This window comes from Achromobacter sp. 2789STDY5608621, assembly GCF_001299375.1.
GTDB lineage: Bacteria > Pseudomonadota > Gammaproteobacteria > Burkholderiales > Burkholderiaceae_B > Achromobacter > Achromobacter insuavis.
In genome coordinates this window covers 355,992-372,098 of record NZ_CYTU01000003.1, presented here as the reverse complement: position 1 = coordinate 372,098, position 16,107 = coordinate 355,992, and the positions used below count along the sequence as shown (strand labels likewise).

The window sequence follows — 16,107 nt, the reverse complement described above, 5'->3', positions numbered from 1 at the left end:
CGCGGCGAAGGCCGTGGCGGTGAACGCGGCTCCTTCGGTTCGGACCGCCGTGAAGGCTACGGCCGTCCGGATTCGCGCCCGTCCTACGGCTCCCAGCGCGGCGAAGGCCGTGGCGGCGAGCGTGGCTCCTTCGGTTCGGACCGCCGTGAAGGCTACGGCCGCCCGGACTCGCGTCCGTCCCACGGCGCTCCGCGCGGCGAAGGCCGCGATGGTGAGCGCGGCGCCTACGGTTCCGACCGTCGCGAAGGCCACGGCCAGCGCGACGCCGCGCCGCAAAAACCGCAATTCAACCGTCCGCGCCTGTCCTACGCCGCCAGCCGCATCGACCAGGTGCAGCGCGTGCTGGGCGAGATCCTGCAATGGACCTACCCGGCCGACGCCGCCCTGTCGCACTGGCTGCGCGGCCACCCCGGCCTGGGCGCGCGCGACCGTTCCGAGGTTGCCGAAGCCGTCTACGACGTGCTGCGCCACCTGCGCCGCTACCGCCAGTTCGGCGAAAGCGGCGTCGGCCCGGCTTCGCGCCGCCTGGCCATCCTCGGCCTGGCCGCCACCCTGGGCGCGGAAGCGCTGCAGGAAGGCCTGGACGCGGCCGAAGCCGAATGGCTGCAACGCGTGCTCCAGATCGACCTGGCGACGCTGCCCCGCGCCGTGCGCGGCAGCATCCCCGACTGGCTCGATGAGCGCCTGGGCGCCATGGAGAGCCCCGAAACCCTGATCGAGGCGCTCAACCGCCAGGCCAGCCTGGACCTGCGCGTCAATCCGCTCAAGGTCGAGCGCGACGCCATGCTGACCGAACTGCAACAGAGCGCCGGCCGCTACGAACCCGTGGCCATGCCGTACTCGCCCTGGGGCATCCGCATGGAAGGCCGTCCGGCCATCAACCGCTGGCCGCAGTTCGAGAACGGCAGCATCGAGGTGCAGGACGAGGGCAGCCAGTTGCTGGCCCTGCTGGTGGCCCCGCGCCGCGGCGAAATGATCATCGATTTCTGCGCCGGCGCCGGCGGCAAGACCCTGCTGCTGGGCGCGCTGATGCGTTCGACCGGCCGCCTCTATGCCTTCGACGTCTCGGCCGCCCGCCTGGCGCGCGCCAAGCCGCGCTTTGCCCGCAGCGGCCTGTCGAACGTGGTGCCGGTGGCGATCGACAGCGAGAACGACGCCCGCGTCAAGCGCCTGGCCGGCAAGGCCCAGCGCGTGCTGGTCGACGCGCCTTGCAGCGGCATCGGCACCTTGCGCCGCAACCCCGACCTGAAGTGGCGCCAGCACCCCGAGTCGCTGGCCGAACTGGGCCAGCTGCAGGAACGCATCCTCAACAGCGCCGCGCGCTGCGTGGCGCCCGGCGGCCGGCTGGTGTACGCCACCTGCAGCCTGCTGGCCGAGGAAAACGAGGTGCAGGCCGATCGCTTCCTGGCCAGCCACCCGGATTTCGAGCGCGTGGATGCGGCCGAGATCCTGGCGGCCCGCTGCGACAACCTGAAGCTGGAAGGACCCTACGTCCAGCTGCGTCCCGACGTGCATGGCACCGACGGGTTCTTCGCGGCCGTCTTCGAGCGCCGCAAGAAGGGCGAGGCCGCCGCGGAAGGCGAAGCCCAGGCCGAAGCGCCGGCGGCAGCGGCCGAGCTGACGGAAGCGGGCGCCGAAGCGCCGGAGGAAGTCGCCGCGCTGGCGCAAGCGGACGCCGAGACGCCCGCGGCGCAGGAAGCGGGGGAGCCGGTGACGGCCGATGCCCCGGCCGAGGCTGCTCAGGACAAGCCCGCCGCCTGAGCGGGCCGGTCCTCGCGCCGGCTCAGGGAGCCGGCGTGATGCCCAGCGTGGCGCTGTAGCGGCGGGTTCCGATGGTCTTGTTCTGGTACTTCACCTCCCAGGCCAGCGAATCCGACCCGGGTTGGTTGGCCTGGTAGAGCAGTTGCGCGATCGGCACTGTCTTATATGCGCAACGGCCCGAGTCGCCGGACTGGCCCCGCGTCTGGACGATGCTGGCGACGCCCAGGCGCGGCTGCAGCGTGATGGTGACGCGTGGCGCGCGCAGCGCCAGGCAATCCGAGCCGCGGATCTCGTAATAGGACGCCAGCACAGCTACGTCCCCGGTTTTCAGCGACTGGGCGCTGGCGGGCGCCATGGCGGCCAGGCCGGTGATGGTCAGAAGGGCGACAAAATGGGGACGGATTTTTTCGAGGAACATCGCGGGAGGGGAACGGCGGTGACGGTGATGGCGGACCGAAGTGTGCGCCAGACGCGTGGCGCCCGCAAGACAGCGCCCCAGCCTGACAGGAACTTTAATCACGGAATGTAGCCAAAACGAAGTGCCCGACGTGGGCGCTTCCCGGCCCGGGACACGCCGTCATCGTCGCCAAGGGTCGCCGACTCGGTCGCGCGCCTGCCGCAGTGTGGTCAAAAGTAGGGCTTAGTCCTTGATTTCCCTCAAAAACTATTTTGAAACTCCATTGTCATAACGCGGCAAAGGTAAGCTAAACTTCAGGCACTCTTCAAGCGAGGCTCATTACAGCTTTATGGATTACATCCTCTCCTTCATTGCCGGCGGTCTGACCCAAGCGACTTGGTGGCAGGTCGTCGTTTTCACCCTGGTCGTGACGCACATCACGATCGTGTCCGTTACCGTCTTCCTGCACCGCAGCCAGGCGCACCGGGGCCTGGATCTGCATCCGGCCGTGATGCACTTCTTCCGGTTCTGGCTCTGGATGACGACCGGCATGGTCACCAAGGAATGGGTTGCCATCCACCGCAAGCACCACGCCAAGTGCGAAAAGGAAGGCGATCCCCATTCGCCCATCCTGTTCGGCATCTGGAAGGTGTTGTTCCGCGGCGCCGAGCTCTACCGCGAAGAATCCAACAACAAGGAAACCATGGCCAAGTTCGGCCACGGCACGCCTGACGACTGGCTCGAACGCAACGTCTACAGCAAGCACAGCCTGTGGGGCGTGCTGACCATGCTCGCCATCGACATCGCCCTGTTCGGCGCGATCGGCGTCACGGTGTGGGCGGTGCAGATGGCCTGGATTCCCTTCTGGGCGGCCGGCGTCGTCAACGGCATCGGCCACTACTGGGGTTACCGCAACTACAACAGCCCGGACACCAGCACCAACGTGTTCCCCTGGGGCATCGTGATCGGCGGCGAAGAGCTGCACAACAACCATCACGCCCACGGCACGTCGGCCAAGTTCTCGGCCAAGTGGTACGAATTCGACATCGGCTGGTGCTACATCAACATCCTGAAGTTCCTGGGCCTGGCCAAGATCAAGAAGGTCGCGCCCAAGCTCAAGCTGGATGATTCCAAGACCGGCATCGACCTGCGCACGCTGCAGGGCGTGATCACGCACCGCTACGAAGTCATGGCCCGCTACGCGGACGTGATCAAGAGCGCCGCCCGCGAAGAACTCGCCAAGCTGAAGGCCTCGCGCCAGGACGGCAACGCCGATTGCGGCTGGAACAAGCTGCACAAGGTGCGCCGCGCCATCCACCGCAACGAGGACATCCTCCAGCCGGAACAGCTCGAAGCCGTGGACAAGGCCATCGCCCAGAACCAGTCGCTGTCGACGCTGGTGCAGATGCGCCGCGAACTCGGCCGTATCTGGGAAAGCTCCAGCGCCAGCAGCGAACAGCTCCTCCATGACCTGCAGGCCTGGTGCCAGCGCGCCCAGCAAAGCGGCATCGCCGGGCTCGAGCAATTCGCTCAACGTCTGCGCCGCTACGCGGCATGATGCTAGAGAAGCTCAATCCTGAACAACGCGCCGCAGTAACGTTAGAACCGCAGCACGCCCTGGTCCTGGCCGGGGCGGGCAGCGGCAAGACCCGGGTGCTCACCACCCGCATGGCCTGGCTGATTCAAACCGGCCAGGCCTCGCCTTTTGGGCTGCTGGCCGTCACGTTCACCAACAAGGCCGCCCGCGAGATGCTGGCGCGCATGTCGGCCATCCTGCCGATCGATACGCGCGGCCTCTGGATCGGCACCTTCCACGGCCTGTGCAACCGCATGCTGCGCGCGCACCATCGCGACGCCGGCCTGCCGCAGACCTTCCAGATCCTCGACGTCACCGACCAGCTCGCCGCCATCAAGCGGCTGATGAAGGCCAACGGCGTCGACGACGAGAAGTATCCGCCGCGCGACGTGCAACGCTTCATCAACGGCGCCAAGGAAGAGGGCCTGCGCCCCGCCGACGTCGAAGCCTATGACGCGCACCGCCGCCGCCTGATCGAGATCTACCAGCTCTACGAAGCCCAGTGCCAACGCGAAGGCGTGGTCGACTTCGCCGAGCTGCTGCTGCGCGCCTACGAACTGCTGTCGCGCAACGCGCCGGTGCGCGAGCACTACCAGCGCCGCTTCCGCCACATCCTGGTCGACGAGTTCCAGGACACCAACACGCTGCAGTACAAGTGGCTGCGGCTGCTGGCCGGCGGTGGCGCGGCGATCTTCGCCGTGGGCGATGACGACCAGTCCATCTACGCGTTCCGCGGCGCCAACGTCGGCAACATGTCCGATTTCGAGCGCGACTACGCGCACGGCACCGTCATCCGCCTGGAGCAGAACTACCGCTCGTACGGCCACATCCTGGATTCCGCCAATGCGCTCATCGGCCACAACAGCGGCCGCCTGGGCAAGAACCTCTGGACCGACCAGGGCGAGGGCGAGCCGGTGCGCGTCATCGAGCAGCCCTCGGACGGTATGGAAGCGCAATGGATCGTCGACGAGATCCGCTCGCTGATCCACGAAGGCAGCCTGCGCCGCGAGATCGCCGTGCTCTACCGCAGCAACGCGCAGTCGCGGGTGATCGAGCACGCCATCTTCTCGGCCGGCATTCCGTACAAGGTCTACGGCGGCCTGCGCTTCTTCGAGCGCCAGGAAATCAAGCACGCGCTGGCCTACCTGCGCCTGATGTCCAATCCGCACGACGACACCTCGTGGATGCGGGTGGTCAACTTCCCGACGCGCGGCATCGGCGCGCGCACGCTGGAGCAGCTGGCCGACGCGGCCCGCGCGCATGATTCCAGCCTGTATGCGGCCGTGGCGCTGGTGGCGGGCAAGGGCGGCTCCAACCTGGCCCAGTTCGCCCAGCTGATCCATCGCCTGATCGAGGAAACGCGCGACCTGCCGCTGCCCGAAATGGTCGAGCACATGCTCGAGACCAGCGGCCTGAACGCGCACTACAAGGCCGAGCGCGAAGGCGCCGAGCGCCTCGAAAACCTGAACGAACTGATCACCGCCGCGGCGGTGTTCGCGTCCGAGGAAAACTACGACGGCATGCCCGCCGGCGTGGTGCCCGACCAGGACACCTCCAGCACGCTGATGCCCGGCGTGGTCGATGCGCCGCCGGTGGTTTCCGATGGCCTGACGCCGCTGGCCGCCTTCCTGTCGCATGCCGCGCTCGAAGCCGGCGACAACCAGGCGCAGCAGGGCCAGGACGCCGTGCAGCTCATGACCGTGCACGCGGCCAAGGGCCTGGAGTTCGACGCCGTCTTCATCACCGGCCTCGAGGAAGGCCTGTTCCCGCACGAGAACAGCATCCTGGAACAGTCCGGCCTGGAGGAAGAGCGCCGCCTCATGTACGTGGCGATCACCCGCGCGCGCCAGCGCCTGTACATCAGCCTGGCTCAAAGCCGCATGCTGCATGGCCAGACGCGCTACGCCATGCGGTCGCGCTTCCTCGACGAAATCCCCGAGCAGCACCTGAAGTGGCTGTCGCCCAAGGCCGGGCTGGCGCCCGCCCTGAGCGCCGGCGGCGGCTGGAACGGCAACCGCGGCGACGCGTTTGGCCGCAAGCCGACCAACACCATTGCGCCGCGTCAACCGCGCGGCACGGCCTCCGGCGTCACGGTGGGCGACAAGCAGTATCGTGTGGGACAGGGCGTGCACCACGCGCGTTTCGGCGACGGCACCATCGTCAGCCTGAGCGGCGCGGGACAGGATGCCCAGGCGGAAATCCATTTCCGCGATGTCGGCGCCAAGACGCTGGCGCTGGGCATCGCCAAGCTGGATATCGTTCAAGGTTGAAAGACATGGCCAATCAAGACTCCCCGAAAGCCGAACTGGCATCGCTGCGCGCCGAAATCGACGAGATCGACCAGCAGATCATCCTGCTGCTCGGCGTGCGCTTCCGCTGCACGGACATGATCGGTGAACTCAAGCAGGCCAACGACATGGACTTGGTGGATCCGGTGCGCGAAGACCAGCAGGTCCAGCGCATCCGGCGCCTGGCCGAAGAGGCCGGCGTGCCGCCGGCCCTGGCCGAAACCATCCTGCGCGAAGTGATCGACACGGTGGTCGATCATCACACCCGGTTGCGCGAGCGTCCCTACTCGTGACGCGCGCCTGACGACCGCCGTCCGCAAGGGCGCGGCCGTCCGCGCAGCGAAAGCCTCATGGCCGCGGCATTGCCGCGGCCATTCTTTTTTCAGCCCGACGCGGCGCTCTACAAGGTCTTCAGGAACGCCAGCAGGGCGTCGATCTCGGCCGGGCTCAGGTCGAGCGGCTTGATGTGTTCCGACTTGCGTGGCGCATACGGGTCCGGGGGATCGGCCGGCGGCGCTTCGCGGCCCATGCCGGCGTTGTACATCCGCAGCAGCCCCCGCAGGTCCGGAAACAGGCCGTTGTGCATCCACGGGCCGGCCTGCGCCACGTTGCGCAGGCTTGGCGTGCGGAACTTGCCCAGGTCGGCGGGATCGCGCGTGGCCTCATAGCGCCCCAGGTCCTGGTTGCGGCGGCCGTAGAACGACAGGCCGATGTTGTGGAACTGGTGATCGCTCAGCAGCGGGCCGTTGTGGCAATTCATGCAGCGCGCCTGGGTGCGGAACAGGTGCAGGCCCAGCAGCTCGGTGTCGTCCAGCGCATCGGCGCGGCCCGACAGGAAATCGTCGAAGCGTGTTTTCTCCGGCCGCAGCGAGGCCACGTAGGCGGCCAGCGCGCGCGCCAGGCGGTCGGCGTCGACTGCGGATGTCGGTGTCGATGCCGCTGGCGCCTGAGCCACCGGTGTCGTAGCTGCCGTTGCCGATGCTGTCGAGGCGGCCGCTGATGAAGCTGATGCAACCGTTGAAGAAGACGCTGCAACCGTTGAAGAAGACGCTGCCGGCGCGCCGCCGAACGCCTCGAGGAAGCGCGCGGGATACATGTGGTTCTCCCGCAACCGAGTCACCGCCCCGACAGCGTCATGGTTCATCTCCCGCGGGTCTTGCAGCGGTCCCATCACCTGTTCCTTGAGGCTGGCCGCGCGGCCGTCCCAGAACAGGCGCGGCGCGAACGGCGCGGCATACAGCGGCGTGGAACGGCGCCGGCCCATCAGCTTGTCCTCGCCCACCGCCAGCGGCAGGCCGTCGGTGAAGGCGCGCTGCGGCTGGTGACAGGAGGCGCAGGAGACCTGGCCCTTGCGCGACAGGCGGGCATCGAAGAACAGCATCTGTCCGAGCGTCACGACCGCTGGCCTGGCCACGTCGGCCGCCAGTTCCGCCTGGCCGGCATTCGGGGCGGTCCATTGCAGCGGCGGGCTGGAAGCCGGCGGGACGGCCGCCCATTCGGTCCAGTGCACGCCGGCGTCGATCGTGGGCGCGGGCCATCCGGCGGCGGGGCCGGCATAGCGCGCACGCAGGCAGGCGAGGTCCCAGCCCGCCTGCGTGTGGCAGGCGGGCGCATCGGCGATGGCGGGGGGATCGGCCTGGCCGGCGGCGGTGGCTGTATCGGCCAGTGCCAGGACGGCGCTAGGAGGGGCGGCACCGGGATGGGCGGCGTAAAGAGGCGAGGCGCAAAGAAAGGAGGTGCAAAGAAGGGAGGCGCGAAGGAAAGAGGCGCGAAGGAAAGAGGCGCCAAGATAGGAGGCGCCAAGAGGGACAGCCAGGGCGCCCGTTCGGGGCCTGGCGCTGCCACGCAGGGGCATGGATACGTTCCGGGTTGCGTTGATGTCAGACGTAGGACGCAACGACGGTGGCGATACCTCAGTGCCCAAGCGATGAATAATCTATATGGATCTCGATCTGTCGATTGAGCGCTGAGGTTGGGCCCTGAAGTTGGGCCCGGGGGCGCGAACGGTCCGGCATCGGGAGTCCGTATCGCCACCATCGTCGCGCCCGCGAGCCCATTCCGGCCGGGGCCGCCGGCATCGGGAACGTGCTTGCCACGGCCTCAGGCATCGAGAATATGGAATGCGCCGTCCGGATCGCGTGCGACGATGGCCCGTTTTTCTTCCTGGGAGAGCAGCGGTTCCAGGATGTAGTCGATGTAGGCCACGCCATCGGGCGCCAGCTTGATGCAGCCCGCGCTGTCTCCCTCGACGGGGTAGCCGGTGTAGGCATCCGCGTCGAGCACCAGCGCGCCGGGTTGGGGATCGGGGTGGGTGGCGGTCAATGCCCGCGTCTTGTCGGTGATTTCCTTGCGATAGCGGTCCAGGGCCACGTCCTTGGGCAATGGAATGCTGCCGCGGCCGCCGTGGTGCATGATGAAGGCGAATTCCCCCAGCGACATGTCGTCGGGGATATGGCGATTGGTGGCGGGGCTGGTGTACCAGGACACGTAGAGCGCCAGGTCGTTGTAGAAGGCGGCGGTCTGGTTGGACGGATCGTCCTTGCTGCCCAGCGTGTAGTGATGCTCGCGCCAGGCTTCGTCGGTGTATAGGAACAGTCCGGACGCGGTCGAACCGGGACTGGCGCTGTGAGAGTCTGCGCCGAACGATGATTCGAGATAGGCGACGTCCGCCGCGATCTGGATGGTCGGGGCGTTGATGCGATGCCGCCTGCCGTGGGCCACGATGGCGGCTTTGATTCTGGTTTGGGCTCGGTTCAATGCCATGCGCGTGCTCCTGCGTGGTGGCGCGGCCCGCGGGTTCCAGCGGCGAGGCTGATGCGCCATGGCCGGGATGGCCACGAAGCATGGTAGGGACAAGGCCGCCGGCGCTCCATGGTGCCTGGTCTGATTTGCGGTCAGAAGCGGTAGCCGACCTGGAGCCAGAGTTCGCGGCCGGATTGGAAAGTATTGGGCGTGGTCTTTCCTCTTGGGTTGGTCGCGGTGAGCGCGGGCATGCGGTTCAGCAGGTTCAGCACCTCGATCGCGAATTCCATGCTGGGCACGGCAGTGGGCTGCCAGGTGAGCTTGGTATCCCAGGTCCAGTACGAGGGCAGGCCGCCGGATTTGAAGCGGTCGAGGTATTCCGGCTTGGGTCCCCGGCCTTCATAGATCGTGGCATCGCGCCTGCCGCGCCAGTTCAGCATGTTGCTCCAGGTGAGGCCCATGCGCGGATAGGCGCCGATCAGGGTGAGCGCGGCGACCTGGGGTTGGTAGAAACTGGTGGGCGGCAGGTCGATCGCGCGGATCTCGGCGCCGTTGTAGATCACGCGGTCGTCGGGATCGCGCGCATCGCCGTCATAGCCCTTGAGCAGGTCGTTGTTGGTCTTGCGCTTTTGCCATCCCCAGGTGGCCAGCAGGTTCCAGCGGGTCTTGCCGACGCGCCACGGCTCCAGCGTGCTGAGTGCCAGGGTGACGCTGTCAGTGGTGGATCGGCCGTCATTGGTGTACCGGTAACTGCCAATGCCGGTGCTGCGCTTGGTCCACTGGTCCCGGCCGTTGCGGTGCACATAGCTCAGCTGGCCTTCCAGCCCGGCCAGACGCTGGCGCAGCGAAACCGCCCATTCGTCGTCATGGGGCAGCCGCAATCCGTCGTAATCCACCCTATAGGGCTTGGCGCCATCGTCAACGGGATTGCCCTTGCCGTCGATCTCCAGGCGGCTCAGGCGATGGCGTTCGGCTTCCAGGGCGGTTTCAAGCACCTCGGCGCCGTAGTAACGCGACCATCCCGCGCTCAGGAGGGTGCCGCCGGCGCCGAACAGGTCCCAATCCAGGCGGGTGCGCGGCGACACGTTGTGGGTGCCGAGGAAGCTCTCCTGGTCATATCGCAGGCCAGCATCCAGGGCCAACCTGCGCCATTCGATGCGATCGGACAGGTACAGGCTTGCCATGTGGTACCTGACATTGACGGTGCCGGGCAGGTTGTGGCTCTTGTTGCTGTCCCGGTAGGCGCCGGCGCCGTTGTAGGTGCGCTTGTAGGAATAGGAATCCCGCAAGCGCTCGAACCCGGCGGTTATCTGGTTCAGATCGACGCCGGCATAGGAGGTATGCGTGAACGCGCCGGTGTTCCACGGATCCAGGTCGATGCGGCCTTTGAGGGTATAGCTGTCCTGCCGCGTCTGTTCCTTGCCGAAGCCGCCCGTGGTGTATTTCGGCAGCTTGTACACCACGTGGGTGACGAATTCGTTGTCGACCGATTGGCGGTTGCTGCTGGCACGGTCCCAGCCTGCCTGCAACGTCAATCGTCCGCCTTGCAATTGCCGCTCCAGATTGCCGTTGAGGCCATAGGCGCTATGGTTGTTGTCCCAGTGCGTGTCGCGGAAGGTATTGCTGGCCAGCCTTTCGCTGCGGTCGCTGTACTTCAACGTCAGGTCGGCCGTGGTATCAGCGCTGGCCAGCACGCTGAATTTGCCCAGGAAATTGTCGATGCGGTCACGATAGGTGTTCTGGGTAGCCAGGGGCTGCTCGCCCTTGTCGTCCGCGCCCATGATCCAGCGAGTGATGTCGGATTGCCGATGCGACAGGGCGAGCACCACACCAGACTTGTCGTTGAAAGCGATATCGCCCACGGCCGAGTAAAAGCGTTTCGTCCACGCTGGCGAGTATCCAGGGCTGCCTTGCGCCCATTTGGTTTCTTCTCCTTGAGCGACCTGCTGTCGGGTCATGTTCGAGGTGTTCCAGCGGTAATCGAATTGCAGGTGGTTCTCGCCGGAAAAGCGGCGCAGGCGCGCATCGACCACGCCGCCCGTGAAGCGGCCGTACTCGACCGGCACGAAGCTGTCGTACACCCGGACCTGGTCGATCAGGTGGGTGTCGATGAAGTACGACTGCGGATTGCTGGGCACGTTGCCAATCTGCAGGTTCAGGTTGCGGCTGGCCGGGTCCACCCGGTTGGTGGCGTCCGTGCCGTCGATCTGGAACAGATTCTGGTAGGGGCTGGCGCCGTGAAATGAAATTCTTTCCACGTCGAGCGAGCCTCGGTTTTGTGAACTGGCCGCGCCCGGATCGGTACGCACCGCCGGATGCGTCGCCACCAGCGTGCTCAGATCGCGATTGGACGAGGGCGTCGCGGCGATTTCCTCGCGGCTATAGATGCGTTCGCCGATCTGCTCGCCGTAGACCCGCACCGGCTCCAGCCGCGACGCCGAGAACGGCGTGGCCTTGTCGGCGAAGACGATATAGCGCCGCGGCCCATCGGCGCGCAGCGCCAGGCCGGAGCCGGCCAGCAGGCGGTTCAACGCCAGCAGCGCCGAATACTCGCCTTGCAGGGCGGGCGAGACCTTGCCGGCGACGGCGGCCGGCGGGAAGGAGATTTCCAGGCCGGCCTGGCGGCCGAGCGCCAGCAGCGCGTCACCGAGCGCTTGGGCGGGAATGTCGTAGACGTGGGCGAGCGGGGCGCGCTGGGCCGCTGACGGCGCGGCCCAGGTCAGCGCCGTGCAGACGGCTGTGGCCCAGGCGCCGTAGCGGCGCCTGGACGAAGGAGTAAAGGAGAAAAGCATGGGGCACCTCTGGCTGTTTTGAATTCAGCCAGAGGACGCGCCGGGCGGCGGCAGACCTCAGCGCCCGGACGGCGAAAACCCTGCATGCACCTGCAAGTTCAGACCAAGGGAAGGGGCGGGCGCCGCTTCAGAACCGATACCCCACCTGCAACCACAGCTCGCGTCCCGACTGGAACGTGCTGCGGTTGGTCTTCAGGTTGGGATTGCTGGCCGTGACCGCCGGCATGCGGTTCAGCAGGTTCAGCACTTCCACCGTGAATTCCAGGTTGCGCGCGAAGGTCGGCTGCCACGCCAGCTTGGTGTCCCAGGTCCAGTACGACGGCAGCTCGCCGGATTCGTAGCGGTCCAGGTAATCCGGCCGCGGACCGACGCCGACGTGGATGGTGGCGTCGCGCTTGCTGCGCCAGTTCAGTTTGTTGCTCCAGGTCAGGCCGGCGCGCGGGTAGGCGCCGATCAGCGTGAGCGTAGCGACCTGGGGCTGGTAGAAGGTGCTGGGCGGCAGGTCGATGGCGCGGATCTCCGAGCCGTTGTAGATCACCCGGTCATCCGGATCGCGCGCATCGGCCGTGTAGCCGGTGACCAGGTCGCCGTTGGTCTTACGCTTCTGCCAGCTCCACGATGCCTGCATGTTCCAGCGCGTCGGACCCAGGCGCCAGGGTTCCAGCGTGCGCAGCGTCAGGCTGACGCCGTCGGTGGTGGAAAAGCCGTCGTTGTTGTAGGTGTAGCCCGTGGCCTGCGTGCCGCTCTTGGTCCATTGGTCGCGGCCATTGCGGTGCACGTAGCTCAGCAGGCCCTCGATGCCCGCCATGCGCTGGCGCAGCGAGACCGCCCATTCGTCGTCGTAGGGCATGCGCAGGCCGCGGTAGTCCACGAAGTATTCCTTGCCGCCGTCGGTCACGGGCCTTCCCTTGCTGTCGAGCACCTGCCGGCGCAGGCGGCTGCGCTCGGCTTCCAGCGCGGTTTCCAGCACCTCGCTGCCGTAGTAGCGCGACCAGCCCGCGCTCAGCAGCGTGTCGCCCGAGCCCAGCACGTCCCATTCCAGGCGCGTGCGCGGCGACAGGTTGGTGTTGCCCAGGAAGGTCTCGCGGTCGTAGCGCACGCCCGCATCCAGCGCCAGCCGTTGCCATTCGATGCGGTCGGACAGGTACACGCTGGCCATGTTGTATTTCACGTTGACCGTGCCGGGCAGGTAGTGGACCTTGCTGAAGTCCTGGTAGGTGCCCTTGTTGTTGTAGGCGCGGCGGAACGAATACGAATCCTGGAAGCGCTTGAAGCCGGCGTCGATCTGCTGCAGGTCGGCGCCCGCGTACAGGCTGTGGGTGAAGATGCCGGTGCGCACGGGATCGAGATCGATGCGGCCCTTGAGGGTCCAGGTGTCCTGCCGCGTCTGCTCCTTGCCGAAGCCGCCCGCGGTGTATTGCGGCAGCCTGTAGGGTTGATAGGTCACCAGTTCATCGCCGACCGACTGGCGATCGCTGGTGGCATGGTCCCAGCCGGCCTGCAGCGAGACGCGGCCGCCCTGGAACAGGTGGTCCAGGTTGCCGCTCAGGCCGTAGGCGCCGTGGTTGTTGTCCCAGTGCGTGTCGCGGAACAGGTAGCTCGACAAGGTCTCGCTGCGGTCGCTGTACTTGAGCGTCAGGTCGGCGGTGGTGTCGGCGCTGGCGCGCACGCTGAACTTGCCCAGGAAGTTGTCGACGCGGTCGCGGTAGGTGTCCTGGCCCTGTTGCGGCTGGCCCTTGTCGTCCACCCCCATGTTCCAGCGCGTGATGTCGGATTCGCGGCGCGACATGGCCAGCACCACGCCGGATTTGTCGTTGAAGGCGAAATCGCCCACGGCCGAATAGAAGCGCTTCTTCCATTCGGGCGAATAGCCGGGCTGGCCCTGCGCCCAGCTGTTCTCCTCGCCCTCGGACACCTGCTGTTGCGTCATCTTCGAGGTGTTCCAGCGGTAGTCGAACTTCAGGTGGTTCTCGCCGGAGAAGCGACGCAGGCGCGCATCGACCACGCCGCCGGTGAAGCGGCCGTATTCGACCGGCACGAAGCTGTCGTACACGCGCACCGCCTCCAGCAGGCTGGTGTCGACGAAGTACGACTGCGGGTTGCTGGGGACGTTGCCGACCTGCAGGTTGAGGTTCTTGCTGGCCGGGTCGACGCGGTTGGTGGCGTCGATGCCGTCGATCTGGAACAGGTTCTGGTAGGGGCTGGAGCCGTGGAAGGAGATGTCTTCGACGTTGAGCGAGCCGCGGTTCTGCGAGCCGCTGACGCCTGGGTTGGTGCGCACCGCCGGGTGGCTGGCCACCAGCGTGCTCAGGTCGCGGTTGGACGACGGCGTTTCGGCGATCTCTTCCTGGCTGTAGATGCGTTCGCCGGCCTGCTCGCCGTAGACCCGCACCGGCTCCAGCCGAGAGGTGGAGAAGGGATGGGTCTTGTCGACGAAGACGATGTAGCGGCCCGGGCCGTCGGCGCGCAGGGCCAGGCCGGAACCGGCCAGCAGGCGGTCCAGCGCCAGCAGGGCGGAATACTCGCCTTGCAGGGTGGGCGATACCTTGCCGGCCACGGCGGCTGGCGGGAACGAGATCTCCAGGCCCGATTGGCGGCCGAGCGCGAGCAGGGCGTCGCCCAGCGCCTGCGACGGAATGTCATACACAATGGTGCGCGCGGGCGGCTGGGCGATGACGGGCGCGGCAATGGCCAGCATGACGCAAAGAAGGGCGGCCGAGGCGCTGGGCCGGCGTTTGCGGTCAAGAGGGAAAGGCATGAAAACGTCCTACGCTGTGTTGATGTCAGCCGTAGGACGCGGCGTAGGACGCAACCCCTCATTGCAAAGTTGATGAATAATTTATATTGATTCTTATTTACTGATTGAGAATCCCAGCGGAAGACGGCGAGCGCAGTCCGGGATATCGCGAGTAGCGGGGAGCGTGAAAGGGCGGCGTCGCGGGAAGCTGATGCGCCTGAGGTGCAGGCGATGCCCGGCCATGCGGATCGCGCCGAACCCGCCAGCCCTGCAAGAGAAATCCCTCAGCGCAGGATCAGCAGGCCGGGCAGATCGGTGATGCCGACCTTGGTCTGCGCCAGCAGCAGGTCGAGCGCGCGCTTGGGATCGGCGATGCTCGCCGTGCCGGACACGCGGGTGCCGCGCGCCAGTTCGCCCAGCACCAGGATGCGCTTGCCGGTGTAGCGCGCCAGCTGCGCGGCGGCGTCGGGCAGCGCGGTGTCGTTGAAGGCCAGCAGTCCCTGGCTCCAGGCGGGGGCGGTTTCGCGCGGCGCCGGGTCGCGGATCATGCCGCCGGCCGAGACCGTGATGCGTTGCCCCGGTTCGAGGATCTGTGGCTGCCCGTCGGCGCAGGCCTGGCATTGCACCGCCACCTGATGCTGGTAGACGGTGACGCGGGTCGCATCGGCATCGCGGGCGACCGCGTAGCGCGTGCCCAGCGCGGTGGCGCTGGCGTCCGCGGTGACGACCGTGAAGGCGGGGCCATCGGCGCCGCGGGGCGTCGCCTCGAACAGGGCCTGGCCGGCCAGCAGACGCACTTCGCGCTTGCCCGGTCCGAAGTCCAAGGCGATGGCCGAATGCGCGTCCAGGATGGCGCGCGAGCCGTCGGGCAGCGCGACGCGCAGCGGCTGCGTGCCGCTGGCGTAGTCGGCGCCCGGCTGGAAGTCGCGCAGGGTATAGGCGGCCATGCCCGCGGCCGTGACCAGCGCCAGGGCCAGTAGCGCGCGGCGTTTGCGCGGCGGGCGGACGGTCAGCTTGCCTCGGTCGATCTCGCCCATGCGGCGCCAGACGCGCGCCAGGCGGTCGTAGGCGGCGGCATGGCGGGGATCGGCGTGGTACCAAGTGTCGAATTCGGCCTGCGTCTGCGCGTCCAGCGGCTGGCCGCTGTGGCGGATGACCCAGCGCGAGGCCTGTTCGTCGGCGGCCGTGGCGTTGCCGTGGGCGGCGGCCTTGTTCACGCGGTCAGGGCCTGGTCGCAGGCCAGCAGGATGCGCATCATGTGCTTTTCGACCGCGCTGACCGAGATGGCGAAGCGTTCGGCGATGGCGCGGTAGGTCAGGCCTTCGTGGCGATGCAGGACGAACACGTCGAGGCTGCGGCGCGGCTGGCGCAGCAGGGCGGCTTCGAGCCGGCGCAGCAACTGGTTGGCCGAGGCGACCTCCAGCGTGTCGGCCTCGAAGGCCGGCGGCTGCGCGGCGGCGTAGTCGGCGACCGCGCCCATTTCACGGCCGCGCCGGCGATGCCAGTCGGTGGCGATGTTGGCCGCCACCCGGAAGACATAGGCGCGGTCGTTGTCCGGAAGGGTCCTGTCCTTGAACTCGGCCAGCTTGATCCACGTGTCCTGGGCGCAGTCCTGGGCCACGTCGCGCGAGCCGGTGCGCATGGCCAGGAAGCCCAGCACTTCGCGGTAGTGCCGGAGAAATACATCGGTAAGCGAAGACATGTCGCTGACGGCGGGCGCCAGATAGAGTCAGATTCGCTGAATATTATAAATGATAATTATTATTGTTAATGCGTGTTTCACTGTCGCGGGAAAGCGCGGACGGCGCGCGCCC

11 protein-coding genes are annotated in these 16,107 nt (G+C 67.1%); 4 read left to right on the top strand and 7 right to left on the bottom strand.

The features are described from left to right. The first annotated feature begins 339 nt into the window (after positions 1-339). Positions 340-1,761 carry an RsmB/NOP family class I SAM-dependent RNA methyltransferase gene (locus AOZ53_RS05820; protein ID WP_054430337.1) on the top strand — a complete coding sequence of 474 codons (1,422 nt, stop codon included), beginning with the start codon at positions 340-342 and terminating at the stop codon, positions 1,759-1,761. Positions 1,762-1,783: 22 nt separating this feature from the next. Here AOZ53_RS05820 and AOZ53_RS05815 read toward each other — a convergent pair whose 3' ends face one another. Further along, positions 1,784-2,179, bottom strand: a complete 396-nt coding sequence (locus AOZ53_RS05815) for a hypothetical protein (RefSeq protein ID WP_054487184.1) — start codon at positions 2,177-2,179, stop codon at positions 1,784-1,786. Positions 2,180-2,507: 328 nt separating this feature from the next. On the opposite strand from AOZ53_RS05815, the gene AOZ53_RS05810 reads away from it, so the two are divergent. Genes AOZ53_RS05810 through AOZ53_RS05800 form a run of 3 tightly spaced genes read left to right on the top strand, consistent with a single transcriptional unit; the run spans position 2,508 to position 6,315 of the window. Beyond that, positions 2,508-3,716, top strand: coding sequence for a DesA family fatty acid desaturase (locus AOZ53_RS05810; protein WP_006395975.1), 1,209 nt, complete (start codon positions 2,508-2,510; stop codon positions 3,714-3,716). Next, the gene (locus AOZ53_RS05805) at positions 3,713-6,004 is read left to right on the top strand and encodes a UvrD-helicase domain-containing protein (protein ID WP_054487183.1); all 2,292 of its coding nucleotides are present in this window, start codon (positions 3,713-3,715) and stop codon (positions 6,002-6,004) included. Before AOZ53_RS05810 ends, AOZ53_RS05805 begins: the two co-directional genes overlap by 4 nt. 5 nt (positions 6,005-6,009) lie before the next feature. Continuing rightward, on the top strand, positions 6,010-6,315 hold the full coding sequence (locus AOZ53_RS05800) for a chorismate mutase (protein WP_054430021.1): 306 nt from the start codon (positions 6,010-6,012) through the stop codon (positions 6,313-6,315). Between the two features lie 107 nt (positions 6,316-6,422). On the opposite strand, the gene AOZ53_RS05795 is transcribed toward AOZ53_RS05800, so the two are convergent. From AOZ53_RS05795 to AOZ53_RS05770, 6 genes are all read right to left on the bottom strand, one after another. Next, a complete protein-coding gene (locus AOZ53_RS05795; RefSeq protein WP_231690571.1) occupies positions 6,423-7,643 on the bottom strand; it encodes a cytochrome-c peroxidase in 1,221 nt (406 codons plus the stop codon). Positions 7,644-8,122: 479 nt separating this feature from the next. After that, the gene (locus AOZ53_RS05790) at positions 8,123-8,785 is read right to left on the bottom strand and encodes a hypothetical protein (protein WP_054487181.1); all 663 of its coding nucleotides are present in this window, start codon (positions 8,783-8,785) and stop codon (positions 8,123-8,125) included. A gap of 131 nt (positions 8,786-8,916) precedes the next feature. Then, positions 8,917-11,556, bottom strand: a complete 2,640-nt coding sequence (locus AOZ53_RS05785) for a TonB-dependent receptor plug domain-containing protein (RefSeq protein WP_054487179.1) — start codon at positions 11,554-11,556, stop codon at positions 8,917-8,919. Positions 11,557-11,683: 127 nt separating this feature from the next. Next, the gene (locus AOZ53_RS05780; protein ID WP_054487178.1) at positions 11,684-14,314 is read right to left on the bottom strand and encodes a TonB-dependent receptor plug domain-containing protein; all 2,631 of its coding nucleotides are present in this window, start codon (positions 14,312-14,314) and stop codon (positions 11,684-11,686) included. Positions 14,315-14,577: 263 nt separating this feature from the next. Next, a complete protein-coding gene (locus tag AOZ53_RS05775) occupies positions 14,578-15,510 on the bottom strand; it encodes a FecR family protein (protein ID WP_054487176.1) in 933 nt (310 codons plus the stop codon). Next, complete coding sequence (locus tag AOZ53_RS05770; RefSeq protein WP_054430009.1) at positions 15,507-15,995, bottom strand: RNA polymerase sigma factor; 489 nt, start codon at positions 15,993-15,995, stop codon at positions 15,507-15,509. Before AOZ53_RS05770 ends, AOZ53_RS05775 begins: the two co-directional genes overlap by 4 nt. Between the last annotated feature and the right edge of the window lie 112 nt (positions 15,996-16,107).

What these genes read in the sequence shown, in the direction of transcription:
- AOZ53_RS05815 (WP_054487184.1), bottom strand. Translation starts at nt 2,179, where the DNA reads ATGTTCCTCGAAAAAATCCGTCCCCATTTTGTCGCCCTTCTGACCATC.
- AOZ53_RS05810 (WP_006395975.1), top strand. Translation starts at nt 2,508, where the DNA reads ATGGATTACATCCTCTCCTTCATTGCCGGCGGTCTGACCCAAGCGACT.
- AOZ53_RS05805 (WP_054487183.1), top strand. Translation starts at nt 3,713, where the DNA reads ATGATGCTAGAGAAGCTCAATCCTGAACAACGCGCCGCAGTAACGTTA.
- AOZ53_RS05800 (WP_054430021.1), top strand. Translation starts at nt 6,010, where the DNA reads ATGGCCAATCAAGACTCCCCGAAAGCCGAACTGGCATCGCTGCGCGCC.
- AOZ53_RS05790 (WP_054487181.1), bottom strand. Translation starts at nt 8,785, where the DNA reads ATGGCATTGAACCGAGCCCAAACCAGAATCAAAGCCGCCATCGTGGCC.
- AOZ53_RS05785 (WP_054487179.1), bottom strand. Translation starts at nt 11,556, where the DNA reads ATGCTTTTCTCCTTTACTCCTTCGTCCAGGCGCCGCTACGGCGCCTGG.
- AOZ53_RS05780 (WP_054487178.1), bottom strand. Translation starts at nt 14,314, where the DNA reads ATGCCTTTCCCTCTTGACCGCAAACGCCGGCCCAGCGCCTCGGCCGCC.
- AOZ53_RS05770 (WP_054430009.1), bottom strand. Translation starts at nt 15,995, where the DNA reads ATGTCTTCGCTTACCGATGTATTTCTCCGGCACTACCGCGAAGTGCTG.